We start from the raw sequence: 20,586 nt of genomic DNA, 5'->3' as shown, positions 1-20,586 counted from the left end.
GGAATGACAGTCATGGAAATTAAATCAGTTGGTGTTATTGGTGCTGGTACAATGGGCATTGGTCTGGCCCAAAGCCTGGCTCAAACAGGTCACCAGGTTACGTTACTTGATATTTCTGATCGGATTTTAAAGCGAGCCGAGCTTGAGATACGAAAAAATCTCCGACTACAGAGCTTTTTCTCAGAGTCTACTCGTCAATCTGATACTAAGTTGAGTACATCAGATGTTTTAAATCAGGTTCACTTTTCTACAGATTATCAGCAGCTAGAAAGGGTTGAATTTGTTGTCGAAAATGCGACTGAGAAATGGGATATCAAGCAATCTATTTATCACAAAATAGATTCTATTTGTCCTCCCGAGGCTATTTTTGCTGCCAATACATCAGCTATTTCCATCACTCGATTTGGTTCAGTTACGCAGCGACCAGAGAGAGTTATTGGCATGCATTTCATGAATCCTGTCCCGATCAAACCTATGGTAGAGGTTATTCGAGGTTATCATACCGCCGAAACAACTATTCAAAGTGCCCAAACACTGCTGCATCAGATGGGAAAAGACTCAATTGTGGTCAATGATGCTCCTGGATTTGTAACCAACCGAGTCATGATGTTGACCATCAATGAAGCTATTTTTATCTTGCAGGAGCAAGTTGCTACCGTTTCAGAAATTGATCGCTTGTTTAAGGGATGTTTTGGCCATAAGATGGGACCATTAGAGACAGCAGACCTCATTGGGCTAGATACGATTCTCTATTCCATTGAGGTTTTGTATGAGAGCTTTAATGATGATAAATATCGCCCCTGTCCATTGCTAAAAAAAATGGTGGATGCTGGATTACATGGTTGTAAAAGTAATCGAGGGTTCTACACCTATGTGAAAGGTCAAAAGTTAAGTTGATTTTTTATTCAACTAAATATTTGCTTTTTCAGTTAAGTATTCAGATTGTTGTTGTTGAGCTAAGTTAGACAAATGAAGGAAATAAAAGAAAAGCTCTATGGATTTCTCTCGGAGCACTTTCAGGACTATCAATTACAGGAAGACGAAGATATTTTTGCCACTGGTTTTATTAACTCCATGTTCGCAATGCAGTTAGTTCTCTTTATTGAGCAAGAGTTTCAATTAACTGTCGAAGATGAGGAACTTGATTTTGAAAATTTCAGAACAGTCAATGCGATGACGCAGTTGATTGAGCGCAAAACTAGTCTCCCAGTAGGTCATTAAGATTTTGATGCTTTTCCTATAGGTGATCTACATGTCTTTAAGAGAAAAAAATGTTGCCAAGAAGTCTCAATTGTCTCTGGCTAAACAGCAGCTGCTTGAGAGACGGTTGCGAGGGAAAAGTGGCTCTTCTGAGCAAAGATTCCCTATCATTGTGCCCGGTTTAGAGCAGCGCTATCATCCCTTTCCACTTACAGACATTCAGCAAGCCTATTGGATAGGTCGTCAGGGTGGACTGGAGTTAGGCAATATCTCAACCCATGGCTACTTTGAAATTGAAACGGATGGGATTACGCCAGCCCAGCTCAATGAAGCATGGCAGCAGTTAATTCAACGTCACGAAATGTTGCGTATGATCATCCGTCAGGATGGACAACAGCAAATTCTCTCGGAGGTTCCCGACTACCAAATTCAGGTAACTGATTTACGGGAAGCAAGTGCTTCAGCACTTGCTCTGAAATCAGAGAGCATTCGCCAGCAGATGTCCCATCAGATTTTTCCGCTGGAACAATGGCCTCTGTTTGAAATTCAAGCTATTTATCTCAACCCTGATCAGGTTAGATTTTGCTTTAGCCTCGATGTTCTCATCGGTGATGCTTGGAGTTGTGAGTTGCTCTTGGCTGAATTGGCAGATTTAGTTAGAGTTCCTGGACGTTCGCTACCACCTCTGACGTTGTCTTTCCGAGATTATGTGCTCGCTGAGCTGGAGTTCCATAAGTTTCCGCTTTATGAACGTTCAAAAGATTATTGGGAGAAGCGTCTAACAACGTTACCCCCAGCCCCAGAACTTCCCCTACAGAAAAGTCTTTCATCCGTTGATTCGCCTCACTTTATGCGACGTGAAAAGCAGATGGATGCAACAACCTGGCGACGTCTGAAGCAACGGGCTCATCGTGCAAACTTAACGCCTTCTGGCATTTTACTGGCAGCGTTTGCAGAAATTTTGACTCTTTGGAGTAAAAACCCTAAGTTTACTCTTAATCTAACCCTTTATAACCGCTTACCTTTACATCCTGATGTTGATAAAATCGTAGGAGATTTTACTTCAGTCACGTTACTATCGGTAGATAATACGTCATCGGCATCGTTTGAAACCCGTGCCAAACGGATTCAAGAACAGTTTTGGGATGACTTAGATCACAGTTACTATAGTGGAGTCAAGGTTATACGGGAGTTAGCCAGAATTCAAAACCGTCCGGCTGAAGCCTTAACCCCTGTTATTTTTACCAGTACGCTGACCAACGAAAGTTTAAGTCGAGAACAGTCTGTAGTTAGCTCATCTGATAATTTACCTGACAACCTCAATACCTATGTAGATACAACCTACAATCGAGATATGCTTAAGGGCATGGGTAAGATGACTTATATGATCACCCAAACGCCCCAGGTTTATCTTGATCATCAAGTTTTTTTCAATCCATCTGGAGAACTGTTTCTTAATTGGGACTGTGTTGAGGAGTTATTCCCTGAGGGTGTTTTAGATGATATGTTTGCCGCTTATGGCAACCTCTTAGAGAGATTAGCAACGGAGGAGGAGGTTTGGCAGGCGACAACTCCTGGGCTTTTACCCAAAACTCAAGTAGATCAAATTGCTACAATTAATCAAACCGAGATATCTCTGGGGCAAGATAGGTGGCTACATGGCTTGTTTTTTGAGCGGGTGGCTAATCAGCCCGACCAGCCTGCAGTGATTGCTAGCGATCGCACCCTAACCTATCAAGAACTTAGCGATCGCGCCCAACATCTCGGTCAACAACTCCGCCGCTTAGGAGCACAGCCAAACCATCTGGTCGCGGTCGTCATGGAAAAAGGATGGGAACAAATTGTCGCGGTGTTGGGAATTTTAACCTCCGGAGCGGCCTATGTGCCCATTGATCCAAATTTACCCCAAGAACGCCGCTGGCATCTCCTGGAACAAGGCAACATTGATCTGGTGCTGACCCAGACTGAGTGGGAGCAGACTCTTCAATGGCCAACAAGGACCACTCGTATTTGTGTCGATACCCTGAAGTATGAACGCCCAGAGGCCCCCCTGGAATTTGTCCAGCGCCCTGAAGATATTGCTTACGTCATTTACACGTCTGGGTCCACAGGATTACCTAAAGGTGTAACCATTGACCATCAAGGTGTGGTGAATACTGTTTTAGACATTAATCAGCGGTTTGGAGTGAGTCAACGCGATCGCACGTTCGCCCTATCATCCCTCAGTTTTGACCTATCCGTCTACGATATCTTTGGTACGTTGGCTGCGGGTGGCACACTGGTGTTACCTAAGGCCGAGGCCAATCGCGACCCAGCCCACTGGCTCGAGCTGATAATCCAGCATCAGGTCACCCTTTGGAATTCGGTACCTGCATTGATGCAGATGTTAATCGAATATGCAGCTGCCGCATCAACACCGATTCAGGCAGTCCTACGATTGGTCTTACTCAGTGGCGATTGGCTACCTCTGAAATTACCAGAACAGATTAGAACAACCTTTACAGAGGCCCAGGTCATTAGTTTAGGGGGCGCTACAGAAGCCTCCATCTGGTCCATTCTTTATCCTATTAACCAAGTTTCCCCTGAGTGGAAAAGTGTTCCCTATGGATACCCCATGGCCAATCAGCGCATGTATGTGCTCGATCACGCTCTAAACACCTGTCCTCTTTTTGTTCCAGGACAGCTCTACATTGGCGGTGTCGGGTTAGCCAAGGGGTACTGGCATAATCCCACCAAAACCGACGCTAGTTTTATCCACCATCCCCAAACGGGAGAGCGGCTTTACTGCACTGGTGACATCGGTCGCTATCTGCCAGATGGGGTGATTGAGTTTTTAGGAAGGGAAGACTTCCAAGTCAAGATCAACGGTCATCGCATCGAACTGGGAGAAATTGAAGCCACCCTAGTCCAACATCCAGCTATTGACGCTGCCGTTGTCACAGCTATAGAGGAGCGACCAGGAGTAAAGCGGCTTGTGGCTTATCCCGTAACGGCTCAGTCAGCAAAGACAGAATCCCAGCTGACTCCAGAGCTACGAAAGCTCCTAGCTGAAAAACTGCCAGCATACATGGTGCCATCAACCTTTATCTTTTTAGATAGCTTACCCCTAACGGCCAATGGTAAAGTTGACCGACGCCAATTACCTCAGCCTGATCTAAGTGAATCACCTTTAAAGCAAGCATATGTTGCCCCCACCGATGAGATTGAAAAACAACTCAGCGATATCATCCAAACCATATTGAAGATTCCCCAAGTTGGTATTTACGATAACTTTTTTGATCTGGGTGGAAACTCCGTTCACTTGGTTCAAACCCATATCAAGATACGGGAAATTCTTAACCAAGACATTCCTTTGATAGAAATGTTTCGGTATCCCACTGTCCAAGCATTATCTCAATACTTCTGCCGTCCATCCAACAATAACAACGTTGGCCATCGGCAACTCACCAGAGCTAAACATCGTAAACAGTTACAACAGCGTCGTCAGACAAAACGTAGACGCTAATATCAGCCACCTGCTTCAGCCAACCTGCTTCAGCTTTCAGAGTCAGCATCTCAGATAAATAGTCAGAGAATCTTATGGTAGACCTTAACATCGAGCCAGACAATCTTAATACGGCTAATGCCATCGCTATCATTGGCATGGCAGGACATTTTCCAGGTGCAAATAGTCTCGAACAGTTTTGGCAAAACTTGGTGGATGGAGTGGAATCCATCACCTTCTTTGACAAACAGGATTCGGCAGAAATGCACATCGATCCGGGGGTTTTAGAACACCCAGACTATGTCGGAGCTGAACCGCTGTTAGAGGGACTTGATCAGTTTGATGCCTCATTTTTTAGTTTTAATCCCAAACAGGCAGAAGTGCTCTGTCCAGAAGTCCGCCTGATGTTGGAATGTGCTTGGGAAGCCTTGGAAAACGCAGGTTATGCCGGTGGCGATGGTCCAGGGTCAGTGGGTGTTTTTGCAGGCAGTAATGTCAGTAATTATCTCGCAGCGGTTAACCACAGTAAGATAATTCCAATGACCCTGAGTGGGTTGGAAACCTATTTAGGCAATGACCTAAATTACTTAGCCACCCAAATTTCTTACCACTTGAACCTCAAGGGACCCAGCTTGATGGTTCAGTCTGCCTGCTCCACTGCGCTGGTGGCCATTCATGTGGCCACCCAAAGTTTACTTAACGGTGAATGTGATATGGCCCTAGCCGGGGCCGTGAATTTAATGTTGCCCCAAGGAAGAGGCTACGTATACCAGGAGGGAGGGATTTTCTCGTCGGATGGACATTGCAAAGCCTTTGGAGCAGACTCCCAAGGAACTTTGCCTGGCAGTGGATTGGGTCTGGTTGTGCTGAAACGGTTAGAAGATGCTTTAGCGGATGGCGATACCATCCGAGCCGTGATTCGAGGCTCAGCCATTAACAACGATGGTGCCGTAAAGGTCGGTTACACGGCTCCCAGTATCGATGGCCAGGCTGCCGTCGTTGCCGAAGCGTTGGAGATGGCTGAGGTTGCCCCTGAAACGATTACCTACATTGAGGCCCACGGTACTGGAACGACGCTTGGAGATCCGATTGAAATTCAATCCTTAAGCGATGTGTTTCGGGCCAGCACTCAGAAAAAAGGGTTTTGTAGCATCGGCTCTGTCAAAAGTAATCTTGGCCATCTAGGGGTGGCAGCTGGTATGCCCAGTGTTATTAAAACAGTGTTAGCACTGGAAAATCAGGTAATTCCCCCCAGTCTTCACTGGCAACAAACCAATCCTAAAATAGATTTTGCCAACAGTCCTTTTTATGTTGCTCATCAGTTAACCCCCTGGACCAGGAATGGCACGCCCCGGCGAGCGGGAGTAAGTTCTCTGGGGGTGGGCGGCACCAATGTGCATTTGGTGATTGAAGAAGCACCGTCCCAAGTCCATAGCAAGACGATGGCCGATAGTGTTACTAACAGCGTCGCTGACCGGCCTTATCAGACATTAGCACTATCGGCTAAAACCGAAACTGCACTGGAACAAGCAACCCTCAATTTAGCCAATTATTTAGCGGCGAATCCTCAACTCAACCTCACCGATGTAGCCCATACTCTACAGGTGGGCCGTCGTGGATTTAAGCACCGTCGCTGGCTAACCTGCCAGAGTTTGGATGAGGCTGTTGCGGCTTTGAGGAATCCTACAGCGCCCCCAGTTCTCACCGGAAGCAGAAAACTTCAGTCTCCTGGGGTCGTCTTTATGTTTTCTGGGCAAGGCGCTCAGTATATCAACATGGCTCGGGATCTTTACGAGTCTGAGGCTCAATTCAGAGAATCGATTGATCACTGTTCAACTCTCTTAAAGCCCCACCTCAACGTAGACTTACGATCCATTCTTTATCCTGAACCTGACTGTCGAGAAACCGCTAAAGCACAACTACAGCAAACGGCGATAGCGCAACCTGCGCTGTTTGTCGTTGAATATGCCCTGGCCCAACTCTGGATGACTTGGGGGATTCAGCCCAAGGCCATGGTGGGTCACAGCATTGGTGAATATGTTGCGGCTACCCTGGCAGAAGTCTTTACCCTTGAGGAAGCCCTAGCACTTGTAGTGGCGCGGGGGCAGTTAATGCAACAACAACCCAATGGCAGCATGTTATCCGTGCCATTGAGTGCTGAAGAGAGTGCAGTGTTTATGACCGATGAGAGTCTGGTCATTGCGGTTGTGAATGGCGTCAATACCTGTGTTGTTTCAGGGTCTACAGAGGCGATTGATGCATTGGCACAAACCTTGGAAACTCAGGGAATTCAGAGTCGTCGGTTACATACCTCCCATGGGTTCCACTCACCCATGATGGCTGGCATGGTTGAACCATTTTTAGAGCATCTCCAAAAGGTCACATTCCATGCACCTCAGATTCCTTATTTATCAAATGTAACGGGAACTTGGATCACTGAGGCTGAAGCCACGGACCCTCAGTATTGGGCAAACCATGTTAGACAAACAGTACAGTTTGGAGAGAATCTGCAACACCTTTGTCAGAATCCCCATCAGATTCTATTGGAAGTGGGCCCCGGTCGTACATTAAGTAAATTAGCGAAGCAGCATCCTGAAAAACAAGCAGGACAATTAGTCCTAACAACCGTGCGCCACCCCAAGGAAAATTATCATGATGTTTCCTTTTTATTGCAAACCTTAGGTAAACTCTGGCTTTCCGGTGTGGAGATTGACTGGGCCAGCTTTTATGCTGACCAACAGCGTTACCGGGTACCATTGCCTACATATCCTTTTGAACGCAAACGATATTGGTTGACTGACAGCACAAATAATGCGGCTACGTTGAGTGCTACTAAGCTCCGTTCCCCTTCTACAGAGGAGCTATGGCAGCCATTGACCGCAGCGATGGTAGATCAGGCAAACCAGGGCATCTCTCAATTTGATCGGGAGGTTTATGTTGAGAATCTTCCCTCTATGGAGCAGGTATGTCTCTCCTATTTGAATCTTGCATTTCAATCCTTGGGGTTTTGGCAAGATACGGCTCGGACATACTCATTTGACGAGCTGGTTGCTGAGGGAAAAATTGCCCCTCGTTATCAGCAATTATTTTGCCGCTGGCTGGATGTTCTAGTTGAGCGAGGGCACCTTCAACAGGTTGATGGGCAATATTGTCGGTTTATGCCAGAGGCTAAAAATAGCCTAGACAATATTTTAGATACCTTTAAAGCCCGATGGATCAAGTTTCCCCAGATGGTCGAATTAGCCCAACAATGTGGCAATAATCTAGCAGCAATCATCACTGGGCAAAAAGATCCCCTTGAAATTTTTAATTCCCTAGTCTATCAGCAAGGCAAGGCATCCAATCCAGAAATGCCTCTGTTTGCCTACTACAGTGCAGTTATGCGGGCAAGTTTAGAACAAATTGTTACTCAATTATCTGATAACCCCCAGTTAAGAGTTTTGGAAGTGGGTGGAGGACAGGGGCTAGCAACCACCGATTTGTTGCCCATTTTGCCACCTGAGCGTAGCCAGTATACCTTCACGGATATTGGTCAATGGTTTTTAAACCAGGCAAAGAAGAAGTTTAATGACTATCCGTTTGTTAACTATAAACTGCTGAACATTGAAACGGCTCCTGAATCCCAGGGATATGAGCGCCATAGCTTTGATGTTATCATTGCGGCCAATGTTCTCCATGTGGCAAAGAATCTGGAAAACACCCTGGATTATATACATTCTCTGTTAGCACCAGGGGGAATTTTGCTGCTTTGGGAAATCACGACTCCGCTGTTGTTCTTTGATATTACCTCTGGTTTGCTGATGAATCCCTTGGAGGACAATCAGCGTAGTCGCGGCAATCCGTTTTTAAGCAGTCAACAGTGGCAGGAAACGCTAACCAACCATGGTTTTGCTCAGGTGAGTGCCCAGCCTGAGTCCGATGCTCTAGGGCAGCATATCATTGTGGCTAGGACTGAACTAACAGAAGGGGGGTCACAACCGGCTGCGTTTACTGTGGTCAACAGACCTGAAACAACTGCGACTGTCACACCGGTAACTAGGGGCCAGGTGACGGATAAAAAGCCCCATGTTTCTGATTGGTTCTATGGTCCATCCTGGTCGCGATCGCATCTCCTTCCTCCCCCAAGTCCAGCTGACCAAAAGCCTTCTGAACGCTGGTTAATTTTCAAGGATGATAGGGGCATTAGCGACCAAATTATCTCCCAACTCAATCAGCGAGGCGATGAAATCATTCTCGTCCAGCCAGGAAATACATTTCAGGTTGAAGTCACCCAAGACAGTCATTGCATTATTCTCAATCCCCGCTCTCAGGCAGACTACCAGTCTCTGTTCCAGCATCTGGAACAGGCCCAGTTAATGCCCACCAAAGTAATACACAGCTGGCAGTTGACCCCTCCTACCCCGCTTGATTGGCCCAGGACTGAGCAAGCCCAATATTTGGGTTTCTACAGTTTATTATTTATGGCCCAGGCCCTCCCAAAAGAAACACTTTCCAAGCCATTCCCAATCTCGGTGCTTTCCCATGGTCTCCATGAAGTAATTGGCACTGAGGTAGTCCTTCCTGAAAAAACAACCATCCTGGGACCGATCAAGACGATTCCCCAAGAAGTCCCCAATGTCTATTGTCGCAGTATTGACTTATCAGAATCTGAGGTCAATGCTCAAGCCAACGATTCACTAATTTCAAATTTGATTGCTGAGCTGGATAGTCCAATTCTTGATCCCATTGTGGCCTATCGCCATGGACACAGATGGGTTGAAGCACATACACCCTTATCTTTAGAAGCATCCACTGAAGAGCAGACATTCCCCTTAACATCCCAGGGAGTTTATTTAATTGTGGGGGGTTTAGGGAGTTTAGGGTTAGTCATTGCCGAGTACTTAGCTGAAACTGTCCAAGCCAAGCTTGTGTTAACCGGACGATCGCAGTTCCCAGCACGGGAACAGTGGGCCGAATGGCTAAAAAATCATAGTGAACAAGAACCGACATCTCGTAAGATTTTGCAATTGCAAAACCTTGAGACATTAGGGTCCGAGATTCTGGTGGCCCAGGCGGATGTCGCTGATCTGGAAGCCATGGCTGCCGCCGTCAATAGCGCTGAAACTCGTTTTGGCAAACTGAACGGGGTGATTCATGCCGCGGCCACCGACCCCCTAGAGATCTATCGCCCTGTTGCTGAGGCCACTGAAACAGACTGTCAACAGCAGTTTCGTGTTAAAGTTCAAGGGGTACTAGTACTTGACACTGTTCTACAGAACAAACCCCTAGATTTTTGTCTCTTAATTTCTTCATTGGCATCACTGTTTGGTGGAGTTGGCCTCACGGCATATTCAGCAGCCAATATATTTTTAGATCACTTTGTCCAACAGAATCGCCAAACACACTTTCCCTGGCTCGGCGTTAACTGGGATGGGAGAGTGCCGAGCCAGTCAACTAGTGGCACGGTGAGCGGTGAACTCACGGTTACCCCAGCGGAAGATATTAAAATCCTTAAAACTGTTTTGGCTAGCCCAGGACTCAAGCGGGCTGTGGTTTCTACCAGAAGTCTACAGCCTAGACTTGATCACTGGATGCGTAAGCAAGCTTTGTTAAAAGACTTACCGGACACTTCTCTATCGAACTCGGTAGCATCGAGTCAGAACACCCAGCTGTATTCTAGACCCGACTTGGAAGCCGTTTACCGAGAACCAAGTACTGAGACTGAGAAAAAACTGGTGCCAATTTGGCAAAATGTCATGGGTGTTACGCGAGTAGGCATTGACGATAACTTCTTTGAATTGGGAGGGGATTCCCTCGTAGGTATTCAAGTCATTTCCCAGATTCGACAAACATTTCAAATTGATCTGCCCATGACCATTTTATTCGAGGCCCTGACTGTAGCAGGGATTGCAGAATATCTGGATACGACCTATCGAAATACTCCCGCCTCAGCAACAGCCCTCAGTAATGATAGTAATGCTCGGGAGGACATTGAGCTATGAAATCTGCCCCACAGTCTGCCCCACAGTCTGCGATACAGCCTACGACACAGCCAATTGCTAAATTTTTAGATGATCTGAGAACGCAGGATATTCAACTCTATGTTCAGGATGGCCGCTTGCGGTGTAATGCACCCAAAGGTAGTCTGACGGACTCATTGCGGCAGTATATTACCGAACAAAAAGCAGAAATCATCGAATTTCTACGGCGACCAAGTGATGAAGACTCAGGCGATCAGCCGGACTTAAATGAGATTTACCAACCTTTACCGCAAATTGTTACCAGCGCAGCGGAGCGCTATCAATCCTTTCCATTAACAGAAATCCAACAGGCCTATTTGATTGGCCGGGACGATAGCTTTGATCTCAGTAATGTGTCTACCCATGTTTATGCTGAGATTGATGTGGTGGATTTAGACCTGAAGAAATTTGAGCAAGCCTGGCAATATCTGATCCAAAAGCATGAAATGATGCGGGCGGTGATGAATGCAGATGGCCACCAGCAAATTTTAGAACAGGTCCCTGATTACCAGATAGACACGCTGGACTTACGTACGGCAGCATCAGAGGTGGCGCATGAACAGTTGATGGCATTACGGGAGTGCCTTTCGCATCAGTTACTTCCCACTGACACATGGCCCTTATTTGAGGTGAGAGCAGCGCTTTTAGACACCACCAAAACCCGGTTGTTTATCAGCATTGACTTGTTAATTGCCGATGCTTGGAGTTTGGAGCTGATTATACGAGAATTGGTGGACTATCTCCATAACCCCCAGTCCTCTCAAGCAGCAATGGAGTTGTCTTTCCGAGATTATGTTTTAGCAGAGATTGCCTTAAAAACATCAGCTGTGTATCAGCGATCACAAACCTACTGGCAAAATCGGGTTGCCACCCTGCCCCCATCACCAGAATTACCGTTGGGAACCAATTTGGGATCTATCAAGCAGCCCAAATTTGTCCATCGCACCCGGAGAATTTCTCCAGAACAGTGGAAACAACTTCGACAAAGAGGATTCCAAGCAAACCTAACCCCTTCTGCCATTATCCTTGCCGCCTTTAGCGAAGTCTTATCAGCCTGGAGTAAACAACCGCGATTTACCCTTAATATTACCCTGTTCCGACGACTTCCCCTACATCAAGATATTAACCGTTTGGTAGGGGACTTTACCTCACTAGATTTATTGGCCATTGATAATTCAAGTCTGGCCGCTTTTGTCACCCGCGCTAAGGCCATTCAGAAACAACTTTGGCAAGATCTGGATCATCGCTATGTGAGCGGCATGAAGGTTTTACGGGATATTGCCCATGCCCAACAGCGTTACTCCGGTGCCCTGATGCCGGTTGTTTACACCAGTACCCTCACCAACGATAGTCTAAATCGTGATCGCTTTGCCAACAGCTCCAACACCGAAAGTGCCTCAATTTATGAACTTGGAGAGGTTGTTTACAGTCTTAGCCAAACACCTCAAATTTATCTGGATCACCAGGTGCTTGAGGAACAAGGAGCCCTGATTCTTAATTGGGATGCAGTTGACGAAGTCTTCCCTCCCGGATTGTTAGACGATATGTTTCAGGCCTATGGTGATTTTGTCGAGGCGCTTGCCACCGAGGAAAGCTTATGGCAAGCTGATCCGCGTCAGCTGATGCAACGGCTGTTTCCACCCCAGCAGGCTGCTCAAATTGCCATGGTCAACGCCACTGAGCAACCGTTGTTAAGCTCTCAAATAGACGGTCCTCAAACAAGCAGTCCTCAAACAGACAATCTCCAGTCTTTCCTCCATGGTTTAGTCCTTAGGCGTTTACAGACATCAGCCACAGATATTGCTGTGGTTGCAGGAGACATTACCCTGACCTATGGGGAGTTAGGAAAGCGTGCCTACAGTCTGGGAATACAGCTGCGTCACCTAGAGGTTCTTCCTAATCAGCTAGTGGCTGTGGTGATGAAAAAAGGGTGGGAACAAGTGGTTGCCGTCCTCGCTGTTCTGGTTTCTGGTGCAGCCTATGTGCCCATTGATCCCAATTGGCCCCAGGTAAGACGTCAGCAGATCTTAAAACAAGGGGCAGTCAACATTGTTCTCACTCAACCAGAGTTAGATTCACAATTAGATTGGCCAGATGATGTGCAACGAATTGTTATTAGTCGAGATGAGGTCAATCAAACTGAAGAGCACCTGTCTGGTAGTGATGCTGAAATTAGTCAATTCCAGCCCGTTCAAACTCCCAACGATCTTGCCTATGTGATCTACACGTCTGGCTCTACAGGTATCCCTAAAGGGGTTACCATTGAGCATCGTGCTGTTGTTAACACAATTCTCGATATTAATCAGCGGTTTCAAATTAGTTCTAAGGACCGAACTCTGGCCATTTCTTCCCTCAGCTTTGATCTGTCGGTCTACGACATTTTTGGTACCTTAGCAGCGGGAGGCACATTGGTGGTGCCTGATGCTGCCGACAGCAAAGAACCGACCCACTGGGCAACATTAATCAAGCAGCATCAGATCACTTTGTGGAACTCCGTACCCGCCTTGATGCAAATGTTGGTGGAATACAGTGAATTTCATCCAGAAGTCACCTTAAATTCCCTACGCCTTGTACTACTCAGCGGAGATTGGATTCCCTTAAAGTTACCGGATCAGATTAAGGCCCTCAGCCCTGCGGCAGAGGTGGTAAGTTTAGGCGGTGCCACTGAGGTTTCCATCTGGTCCATTCTCCAGGTCATTAATCAGGTGGATCCTAATTGGAAAAGTATTCCCTATGGGAAACCTATGGCGAACCAACAGTTTCATATCTTGAATGAACATTTGGCTCCATGTCCCGTGTGGGTACCCGGTAATTTATACATTGGTGGGGTAGGGTTGGCCAGGGAATATTGGCGCAATTCAGAAAAAACAAGTCAAAGCTTTATCCACCATCCGGTTACAGGTGAACGGCTTTACCATACTGGAGATTTAGGATATTACCTTCCCGATGGTGCCATCATGTTTTTGGGACGGGCGGATTCCCAGGTTAAAGTACAGGGCTACCGAATTGAGTTGGGAGAAATCGAAACAGCTTTAGAACAGCTCACCGCTGTCAAGCAAGGGGTTGTCTTACTCAAGGGAGATGCTCAAGAAACTAAACGACTAGTGGCCTATGTTGTTTTAGAACAGCCAACACTGACGCCAGACCACTTAAAGCAACAGCTACTAGAGCTACTGCCAGATTATATGGTTCCGTCAACCTTCGTCTTTTTGGAAACCTTACCTCTGACAGCTAATGGCAAGGTTGATCGAAACCATCTGCCCGAACCTCAAAAGACGTCTGTGGCATCGAGCCAACTCTCAACATCTAAAGATGTTGCTGATGCAGCTCTTACTCAACAAATTGCCCAACTGATAGCTAATGTGCTCAAGGTTGATACCATCGAACCTAATGCTAATTTGCTAGATCTGGGTGCTAATTCTATTGATATTGCTAGAATTGCTAATCTCATGGAGGAGCAGTTCCAATATCGATTACAGATTAAGGATCTATATAGTCTCTCCACTGTAGGGGCGTTGGCCAAAGACTATGATGATCGGTTAGTTAGGGAAACAACGCCGCAGTCTGCACCTCAATCAGTCGGCGATGGTGCTCTCGCAGGCAATTTTAAGATGATCTTTAATCCAGAAGAGCGTCAACAGTTTAAGCATCTACGGCGTGGACTGCGACAAGAATCTTGGGGGAGTGTAAAGCTAGTGGCCCCAGAATTAGACGATACGCTTAAACAAACGTATCTCAGCCGCTACAGTTGTAGAACCTTTAGTTCAGACCCACTACCGTTTGAACGATTCAGCCTTTTTTTGAGTAATTGGCAACAGTTATTAGTTAATGGTCAGCCTAAGTTGCGCTATGGGTCTGCCGGTGGGCTTTATCCTGTCCAGGCCTACCTTTACATTAAACCCGAGCGCATCTCTGGTCTGAAAGCAGGTACCTACTATTATCATCCCCTGGAGCACCAATTAAAGATCATTACGCCAGACGCCGAAATTGACCGAAGCTTGTATGCCTTCAACAATCAGAAGATATTTGATCAAAGTGCATTCTCTATCTTTTTGGTGGGCCAGTTAGCTGCGATTGCACCCATGTACGGCGAATTAAGTCGAGATTTTTGCCTGTTGGAAGCCGGATTGATGAGTCAGCAGCTGGAGCTAGCTGCGCCTGCCCATGAAATGGGCCTTTGTCAGATCGGCAGCTGTGATTTTGAAACGGTCCGACATTTGTTTGCTCTCGATGAACACCATATCTATTTGTATTGCCTGCTAGGGGGTGCTCTCAATCAACAGGCAATGCCGACAGTGGATCTGAGTTCTGTAACTACCCATGATGCCTGGGAGGAAGGCACATTATAATGGCTAACCATAATCCTGATATTCCTAACCTGTTACAACGATTTTCCCAAATCGGCATAACATTGTGGTGTGACAATGGCCAACTACGGTTTCGGGGGCCTAAAGGTGCGTTGACACCTGACTTAAAAGCAGAGTTACAACAACATAAACAAGCTATCTTAGCTTTCTTCGGACAAGGCTCAGTTGACACGTCACCGTCCTCACCCTTAAATTTATCCAGTTTTTATCAGAAACCAACCCTGGCTAGCCTCAATCAGGTGATTGCCAATGCTTTAGAGAATAAAGGGACTGAGGGAAATGCGATCGCAACAGCTACCACCACTGAACAGCTACTTCAGGAGGCCATGGCACAGCTGAAAGATATCCCTGATTCCATTCACTTTGTTCCTGCTCAAAAAGAGCCGATTGCCATTTTCTTAACTGGAGCAACAGGATTCTTAGGTACCTATTTACTCAATGATCTCCTGGAACAAACCCAGGCCACCATCTATTGTTTAGTACGCGCACCCAACCTCAACACTGGGCAAGAACGCCTCCAAGCCAAACTTAAGGCCTATGGACTTTGGCAAGAAACACAAGGGACCAGAATCATTCCTGTGCTTGGAGATCTGGCAGAACCCTTACTAGGTCTATCTTTAGATCAATTTCAACAGCTTGCATATGCTATCGATATTATTTATCACAATGGAGCCTTAGTTAATTTTGTTTATCCCTATACGGCTCTAAAAGCTACCAATGTTAACGGCACTCGCGAGATTCTAAAATTAGCCACCATCCATAAAATCAAACCTCTCCATTATGTTTCTACCATTGGTGTATTTTTGTCTTCTCACTTAGCTGCCGATCACGTCATATATGAGCAAGACTCCCTTGATCATGGAGGAACCCTCTATGGAGGATATAGCCAAAGCAAATGGGTGGCCGAAAAACTGGTGTCTTTGGCCAGTGAGCGGGGTTTACCCGTTTCTATTTATCGACCCGGTACTATTACAGGCCATAGCCAAACTGGAGTTTGTAGCACACAAGATTGGCTATCCCTGACGCTCAAAAGTGCTGTTCTCCTAAAAGCACTGCCAGCGATTGATACAGTTCTTGAAATGACCCCAGTGGACTATGTCAGTCAAGGTATTATTTACTTATCTAGGCAGCCCTCCTCTCTCCACCAATGTTTCCACTTAGTTAATCCTTATCCCTGCCATTGGCACCAGTTAACAGATTTCTTAAGCAACTTTGGCTATCAGATTCAGTTAGTTACTTTTGAACAGTGGGCGCAACAGGTTGAAACCTACACTACCGAATCATCGAGTTCCATTGCCAATATACTCCCCATACTCCAAGCCCATGGCAGTGGTAGTAACCAGGTCAAATTTAACTCTGAAAATGCTGTGCATGCACTTGCTAAAGCTCAAATTAGCTGTCCCCCTGTGAGTTCCCAGCTATTGCATCCGCAATTATCTTATTTTATTCACCATGACTTCTTACCAGCGCCACCTGCAAGAATTTCAGTGAATTAAGCAGATCAACAATATCTAGTATTGCTGATGACTTTGTTTAGAATCCAATCTAAACAGCGAACTCCAAATATCACCGCATATTCATTTGCCATTTATCTTATTGAAACGGAAGGATAATCATGAAACTAGCTACGAAAGTTGAATCCTTTATCAAAGAGCATTCCATCAACGAGACCTATGCCAATAAAGTTAACCATTGTTATTACAAATATTGGGATAGTGTAGGGACCACTCAAATCCGATTTGTAGACAGCACTCCCTATACTCTTATTGATGAGAATGGCAAAGAGTATCTAGACCTTGTAGCAGGCTTTGCCTGCTTGAACTGGGGGCGGAAAAATCCAGAATTAATTACCGCTTTGGAAGATGCTATCAACACTCCAATTCCATCACTCACACAAATTAATGTGCCTACCCTGGCAGCAATTTTGGGTCATGAACTTTTAGAGTTAACTGACCCATCATTTGAACGCGTATTTTTTCTCAATTCGGGTACTGAGGCTGTTGAATATGCCATGAAGATGGCCATCGACTTCACCAGAAAAAAGCGTTTCGTCAGTTTTACAGGTGGATATCACGGACTAACGTTAGCGTCTTTGTCCATTAATGGTGTCTCTAACTACAGGAAAATTTTTGGCGTAGAAAAAGCTCACTTTCAACTAGAGCTAAATAATATAGATGCTCTCAACCAGGTGTTTAAGAATCACCATCGAGAAATCGCTGGAGTTATTGTTGAGCCCATCCAAGGAAGAACCGGCAGTATTGCTAGCGATGAATTTTTGAGAGAGGCTAAGCGTCTATGCCAGAAACACAACGCATTACTCATTTATGATGAGGTCCAAACAGGGTTGGGACGCACAGGAAAACGATTTGCCTATGAGTGGTCCCAAGTCACACCCGATATCATGACCTTAGCCAAAGGACTAAGTGGCGGCATGGTTCCCATTGGGGCTGTGGTTTATACCGCAGAGGTTTATAAGAAAGTGTTTGACAGCATGGAGAAAATCCTGGTATATTCCTCAACCTTCAAAGAGAATAATTTATCGATGGCAGCAGGTTTAGCATCCCTGGAAAACCTGAGAAATTATGATTTAGCCAATATTCAAGCCGCAGAAGCAAAATTTCGAGAACGGCTAGAACTCCAGAATACTCATCGCAACTACACCTTAGAAGTGGCGGGAAAGGGGTTGATGTTATCAGTTTCAATCCAGCAGCAAAAGAAAAAAATTGCCCAAAAATTGTTTGATTGGATGGAAGGAGATTTCTTTTATGGCATCGCCTGCGGTAAGATGTTTCGCGAAAAACAGGTTCTATGTACCGTAGGTAATCGATTTGGTAAAAGTATCGCAATTAGACCAGCGTTGACAATCCCTCCTGACTTAATTGATCAGTTTTGTGACAGCTTATTTGAGATCTTTGATGAAATGGCGGGATACTCAAATGTCAAATTTCTGAAAACGACCTATGAAGACATTAGGAAGGTAGTTTAGACAAAGGATTTTGAGACACATCATCAGAAACTGAAGCCTAAGGAAGACTTGGTGTCTGATCTGGATAAGATGATTCCGTGGAATCAGTCTCACCCAATTTTAGAACAGGTATATGTCAAGCCTCACAAGAGTAATGCCGGTCGTCGTCCCATCAATATCATCGTGATGTTTAATCTGTTGATATTACAGCAGCTCTACAACTTGTGCATGCCACCTTAGTAGCCGTATCCAAGCAATGTAGCCGTCGAGAGGACAATCTCGATTTTTAAAAAGTTCAATCAATAGAGGTACCCACATGAGTATCAGTTTCGACTGGGATCTAGAACAACTTTCCTTTTATCGCTCCATCGTCACATTTGCTCAACAAGAGTTAAATGCAGACTTAATTGAAAACGATAGACGCAGTCACTTTAATCAAGCAGGCTGGCAAAAATGTGCAGATTTTGGCATTTTAGGATGGCCAATTTCCAAAGAATATGGTGGACAAGGTCTGGATCCATTAACCACCATATTAGGTTTGGAAGGTTTGGGCTATGGATGCAAAGACAATGGTCTAGTCTTTGCCATTAACAACCATCTCTGGAGTTGTGCTGTTTCAATTGCCAATTTTGGTACTGAAGCTCAAAAACAACAGTATTTGCCAGCCCTTTGCCAGGGCACATCGATGGGAGGACATGCCATCACCGAACCAAACTCAGGATCTGCTGCTTTTGAGATGCAAACTGAGGCTATCCCCCATGGGGATTACTACATTCTCAATGGCACCAAGACATTTATTAGCAATGCCCCTGTTGCCGACGTTTATATTACATTCGCCCGTACTAATTTAGAGGTAGGTGCTCAACAAGGAATTTCTGCCTTTATTATTCACAAAGATTTGCCTGGATTGACCATCGAAAAAGAGTGGGAAAAATCGGGATTGCGGACAGCACCCATGGGAGAACTCGTTTTCAAGGACTGTAAAGTGCCCGTTAACCGTCGTTTAGGCAAAGAAGGCCGGGGACACAATATTTTTCAATCCACCATTAGCTGGGAACGAAGTTTCTTGTTTGCCAGTCAGGTGGGGACCATGGAAAGGATTTTCGAGCAATGTGTTAGCTATGCTAAAAAGCGTAAGCAGTTTGGCCAGCCCATTGGCTCTTTTCAGGGTGTATCCAATAAAATTGCCGAGATGAAGATGAGATTGGAGCTGGCAAAGCTTATATTGTATAAAATAGGATGGTTGAAAAAAGAAGGAAAACAAGCCTTTTTAGAATCTTCAATTTCTAAAGTTTTTATCAGCGAAGGTTTCATGAAAACCTGTCAGGATGCTATCCAGATCCATGGTGCTAGAGGCTATGTGACCGATTACGAACTAGAAAGATATTTTCGAGATTCTATAGCAGGTACCATCTATGCAGGTACATCTGAAATTCATCGCAATATTATCTCTACCCTCTCAGGCGTGTAGATCTTCATCTTCTCAGAACTTGTTTTTTGTTTTTCATTTTCTGGCTGCTTAAATCATGTATATACTCCTCTATGGGAAGAGACAGCTAGTTTTTCAAGTAGGTGGGTTTGATCCATGAAAATCACCGCAAGCTTTTGATTCCACGCTCTAACAGTGCTCAAATCAGTGCTTACGGAAAACGAGTTTGCAGTTTTACAGAGCAAATTATTGAGCAGCATCATTAGCTCAAAAAACTTTGCTAATGATGCTGTGTATCAGCTCTTTTTGAGGATAATAGTCGATGCTTTATTTAGTTTCTGTGAGGGAGACAGAGGGAGAAACTCAAAAGAATGAGTACAGACAAACTATTCACTTCAATCTCTATTAGTAAGAAGTTTGATAATAATGTTCATCAGGCTAAAGAAAAATGGATGGAATTTTGCCAAAAATCTATTGAACTTCTGCCCCCTACTCCAGAATTACCTTTAGCCCAGACCTTTAATAAAGGTGACATCAAACTAGCGCAGTATAGTCAACAAATCGATGCCAAAACTTGGGCACATTTGAAGCAACAGGCCTTAAAGGCCAATACATCACCAGGCAACGTTCTATTAGCAGTTTACACAGAAGTACTAGCAACCTGGAGTAAAAGCGCTTACTTTACAATTAATCTGGTTGAAACGAGATCTACAACTCTCAATTCGGAAGAGGATGCCGTTAAACAACCAAATCAAAAGAAGATTTTTAACACCTTGTTAGACATCAATTATTTGCAACCAGATTCTTTCGAAGCTAGAGTTAAACATATCGCAACAAAGTTAAGATCAGATCTGCAACATCGATTAGTAGCCCCGTTTACGCAGTTAAAATTATTACCTAAGGAGATATTAGAGAAATTAGAATCTATATTAGCTATTTCTTTTGTCATTGAGCCAGACAACATAGAAGACGTCTCCAATATCGAAAATGTTATTAATAATAACTCCACTTCAATAGCGCCCGTCCGCCTAGAATGTCGGCATCTTGAAAAGAATGGAACACTGACAGTTAATCTATATGCTGATACGGACTTTTTTCTTCCGAACATGGTGCAGGATATATTGACATCTTACTGTTCATTT

General features: G+C 45.2%; 10 protein-coding genes. All 10 read left to right on the top strand.

The window, feature by feature from the left end; genetic code table 11:
- The first annotated feature begins 12 nt into the window (after positions 1 to 12).
- Positions 13 to 897, top strand: coding sequence for a 3-hydroxyacyl-CoA dehydrogenase family protein (locus DXZ20_RS07840; RefSeq protein ID WP_163697490.1), 885 nt, complete (start codon positions 13 to 15; stop codon positions 895 to 897).
- Between the two features lie 72 nt (positions 898 to 969).
- Positions 970 to 1,221, top strand: a complete 252-nt coding sequence (locus DXZ20_RS07835; protein WP_163697488.1) for an acyl carrier protein — start codon at positions 970 to 972, stop codon at positions 1,219 to 1,221.
- A 31-nt stretch (positions 1,222 to 1,252) separates the two neighbouring features.
- The gene (locus DXZ20_RS07830; protein WP_163697486.1) at positions 1,253 to 4,705 is read left to right on the top strand and encodes a non-ribosomal peptide synthetase; all 3,453 of its coding nucleotides are present in this window, start codon (positions 1,253 to 1,255) and stop codon (positions 4,703 to 4,705) included.
- A 74-nt stretch (positions 4,706 to 4,779) separates the two neighbouring features.
- Positions 4,780 to 10,665: a type I polyketide synthase gene (locus DXZ20_RS07825; protein ID WP_163697484.1), complete on the top strand. Its 5,886-nt coding sequence runs from the start codon at positions 4,780 to 4,782 to the stop codon at positions 10,663 to 10,665.
- Positions 10,662 to 15,032, top strand: a complete 4,371-nt coding sequence (locus DXZ20_RS07820) for a non-ribosomal peptide synthetase (RefSeq protein ID WP_163697482.1) — start codon at positions 10,662 to 10,664, stop codon at positions 15,030 to 15,032. The genes DXZ20_RS07825 and DXZ20_RS07820 overlap by 4 nt, the downstream gene beginning before the upstream one ends.
- A complete protein-coding gene (locus tag DXZ20_RS07815; protein WP_163697480.1) occupies positions 15,032 to 16,546 on the top strand; it encodes a thioester reductase domain-containing protein in 1,515 nt (504 codons plus the stop codon). Before DXZ20_RS07820 ends, DXZ20_RS07815 begins: the two co-directional genes overlap by 1 nt.
- 119 nt (positions 16,547 to 16,665) lie before the next feature.
- Positions 16,666 to 18,036: a class-III pyridoxal-phosphate-dependent aminotransferase gene (locus DXZ20_RS07810; protein ID WP_163659369.1), complete on the top strand. Its 1,371-nt coding sequence runs from the start codon at positions 16,666 to 16,668 to the stop codon at positions 18,034 to 18,036.
- Positions 18,037 to 18,066: 30 nt separating this feature from the next.
- Positions 18,067 to 18,255: a transposase gene (locus DXZ20_RS07805; protein ID WP_489670913.1), complete on the top strand. Its 189-nt coding sequence runs from the start codon at positions 18,067 to 18,069 to the stop codon at positions 18,253 to 18,255.
- Between the two features lie 76 nt (positions 18,256 to 18,331).
- Positions 18,332 to 19,486, top strand: coding sequence for an acyl-CoA dehydrogenase family protein (locus DXZ20_RS07800; RefSeq protein ID WP_250565675.1), 1,155 nt, complete (start codon positions 18,332 to 18,334; stop codon positions 19,484 to 19,486).
- Positions 19,487 to 19,815: 329 nt separating this feature from the next.
- A partial coding sequence (locus DXZ20_RS07795; RefSeq protein ID WP_250565674.1) for a condensation domain-containing protein occupies positions 19,816 to 20,586 on the top strand: 771 nt, incomplete at its 3' end.

The organism is Adonisia turfae CCMR0081, from assembly GCF_011009555.1.
GTDB lineage: Bacteria > Cyanobacteriota > Cyanobacteriia > Phormidesmidales > Phormidesmidaceae > Leptothoe > Leptothoe turfae.
This window is presented reverse-complemented; position numbering and strand designations above follow the sequence as displayed.

What these genes read in the sequence shown, in the direction of transcription:
- DXZ20_RS07840 (WP_163697490.1), top strand. Translation starts at nt 13, where the DNA reads ATGGAAATTAAATCAGTTGGTGTTATTGGTGCTGGTACAATGGGCATT.
- DXZ20_RS07835 (WP_163697488.1), top strand. Translation starts at nt 970, where the DNA reads ATGAAGGAAATAAAAGAAAAGCTCTATGGATTTCTCTCGGAGCACTTT.
- DXZ20_RS07830 (WP_163697486.1), top strand. Translation starts at nt 1,253, where the DNA reads ATGTCTTTAAGAGAAAAAAATGTTGCCAAGAAGTCTCAATTGTCTCTG.
- DXZ20_RS07825 (WP_163697484.1), top strand. Translation starts at nt 4,780, where the DNA reads ATGGTAGACCTTAACATCGAGCCAGACAATCTTAATACGGCTAATGCC.
- DXZ20_RS07820 (WP_163697482.1), top strand. Translation starts at nt 10,662, where the DNA reads ATGAAATCTGCCCCACAGTCTGCCCCACAGTCTGCGATACAGCCTACG.
- DXZ20_RS07815 (WP_163697480.1), top strand. Translation starts at nt 15,032, where the DNA reads ATGGCTAACCATAATCCTGATATTCCTAACCTGTTACAACGATTTTCC.
- DXZ20_RS07810 (WP_163659369.1), top strand. Translation starts at nt 16,666, where the DNA reads ATGAAACTAGCTACGAAAGTTGAATCCTTTATCAAAGAGCATTCCATC.
- DXZ20_RS07800 (WP_250565675.1), top strand. Translation starts at nt 18,332, where the DNA reads ATGAGTATCAGTTTCGACTGGGATCTAGAACAACTTTCCTTTTATCGC.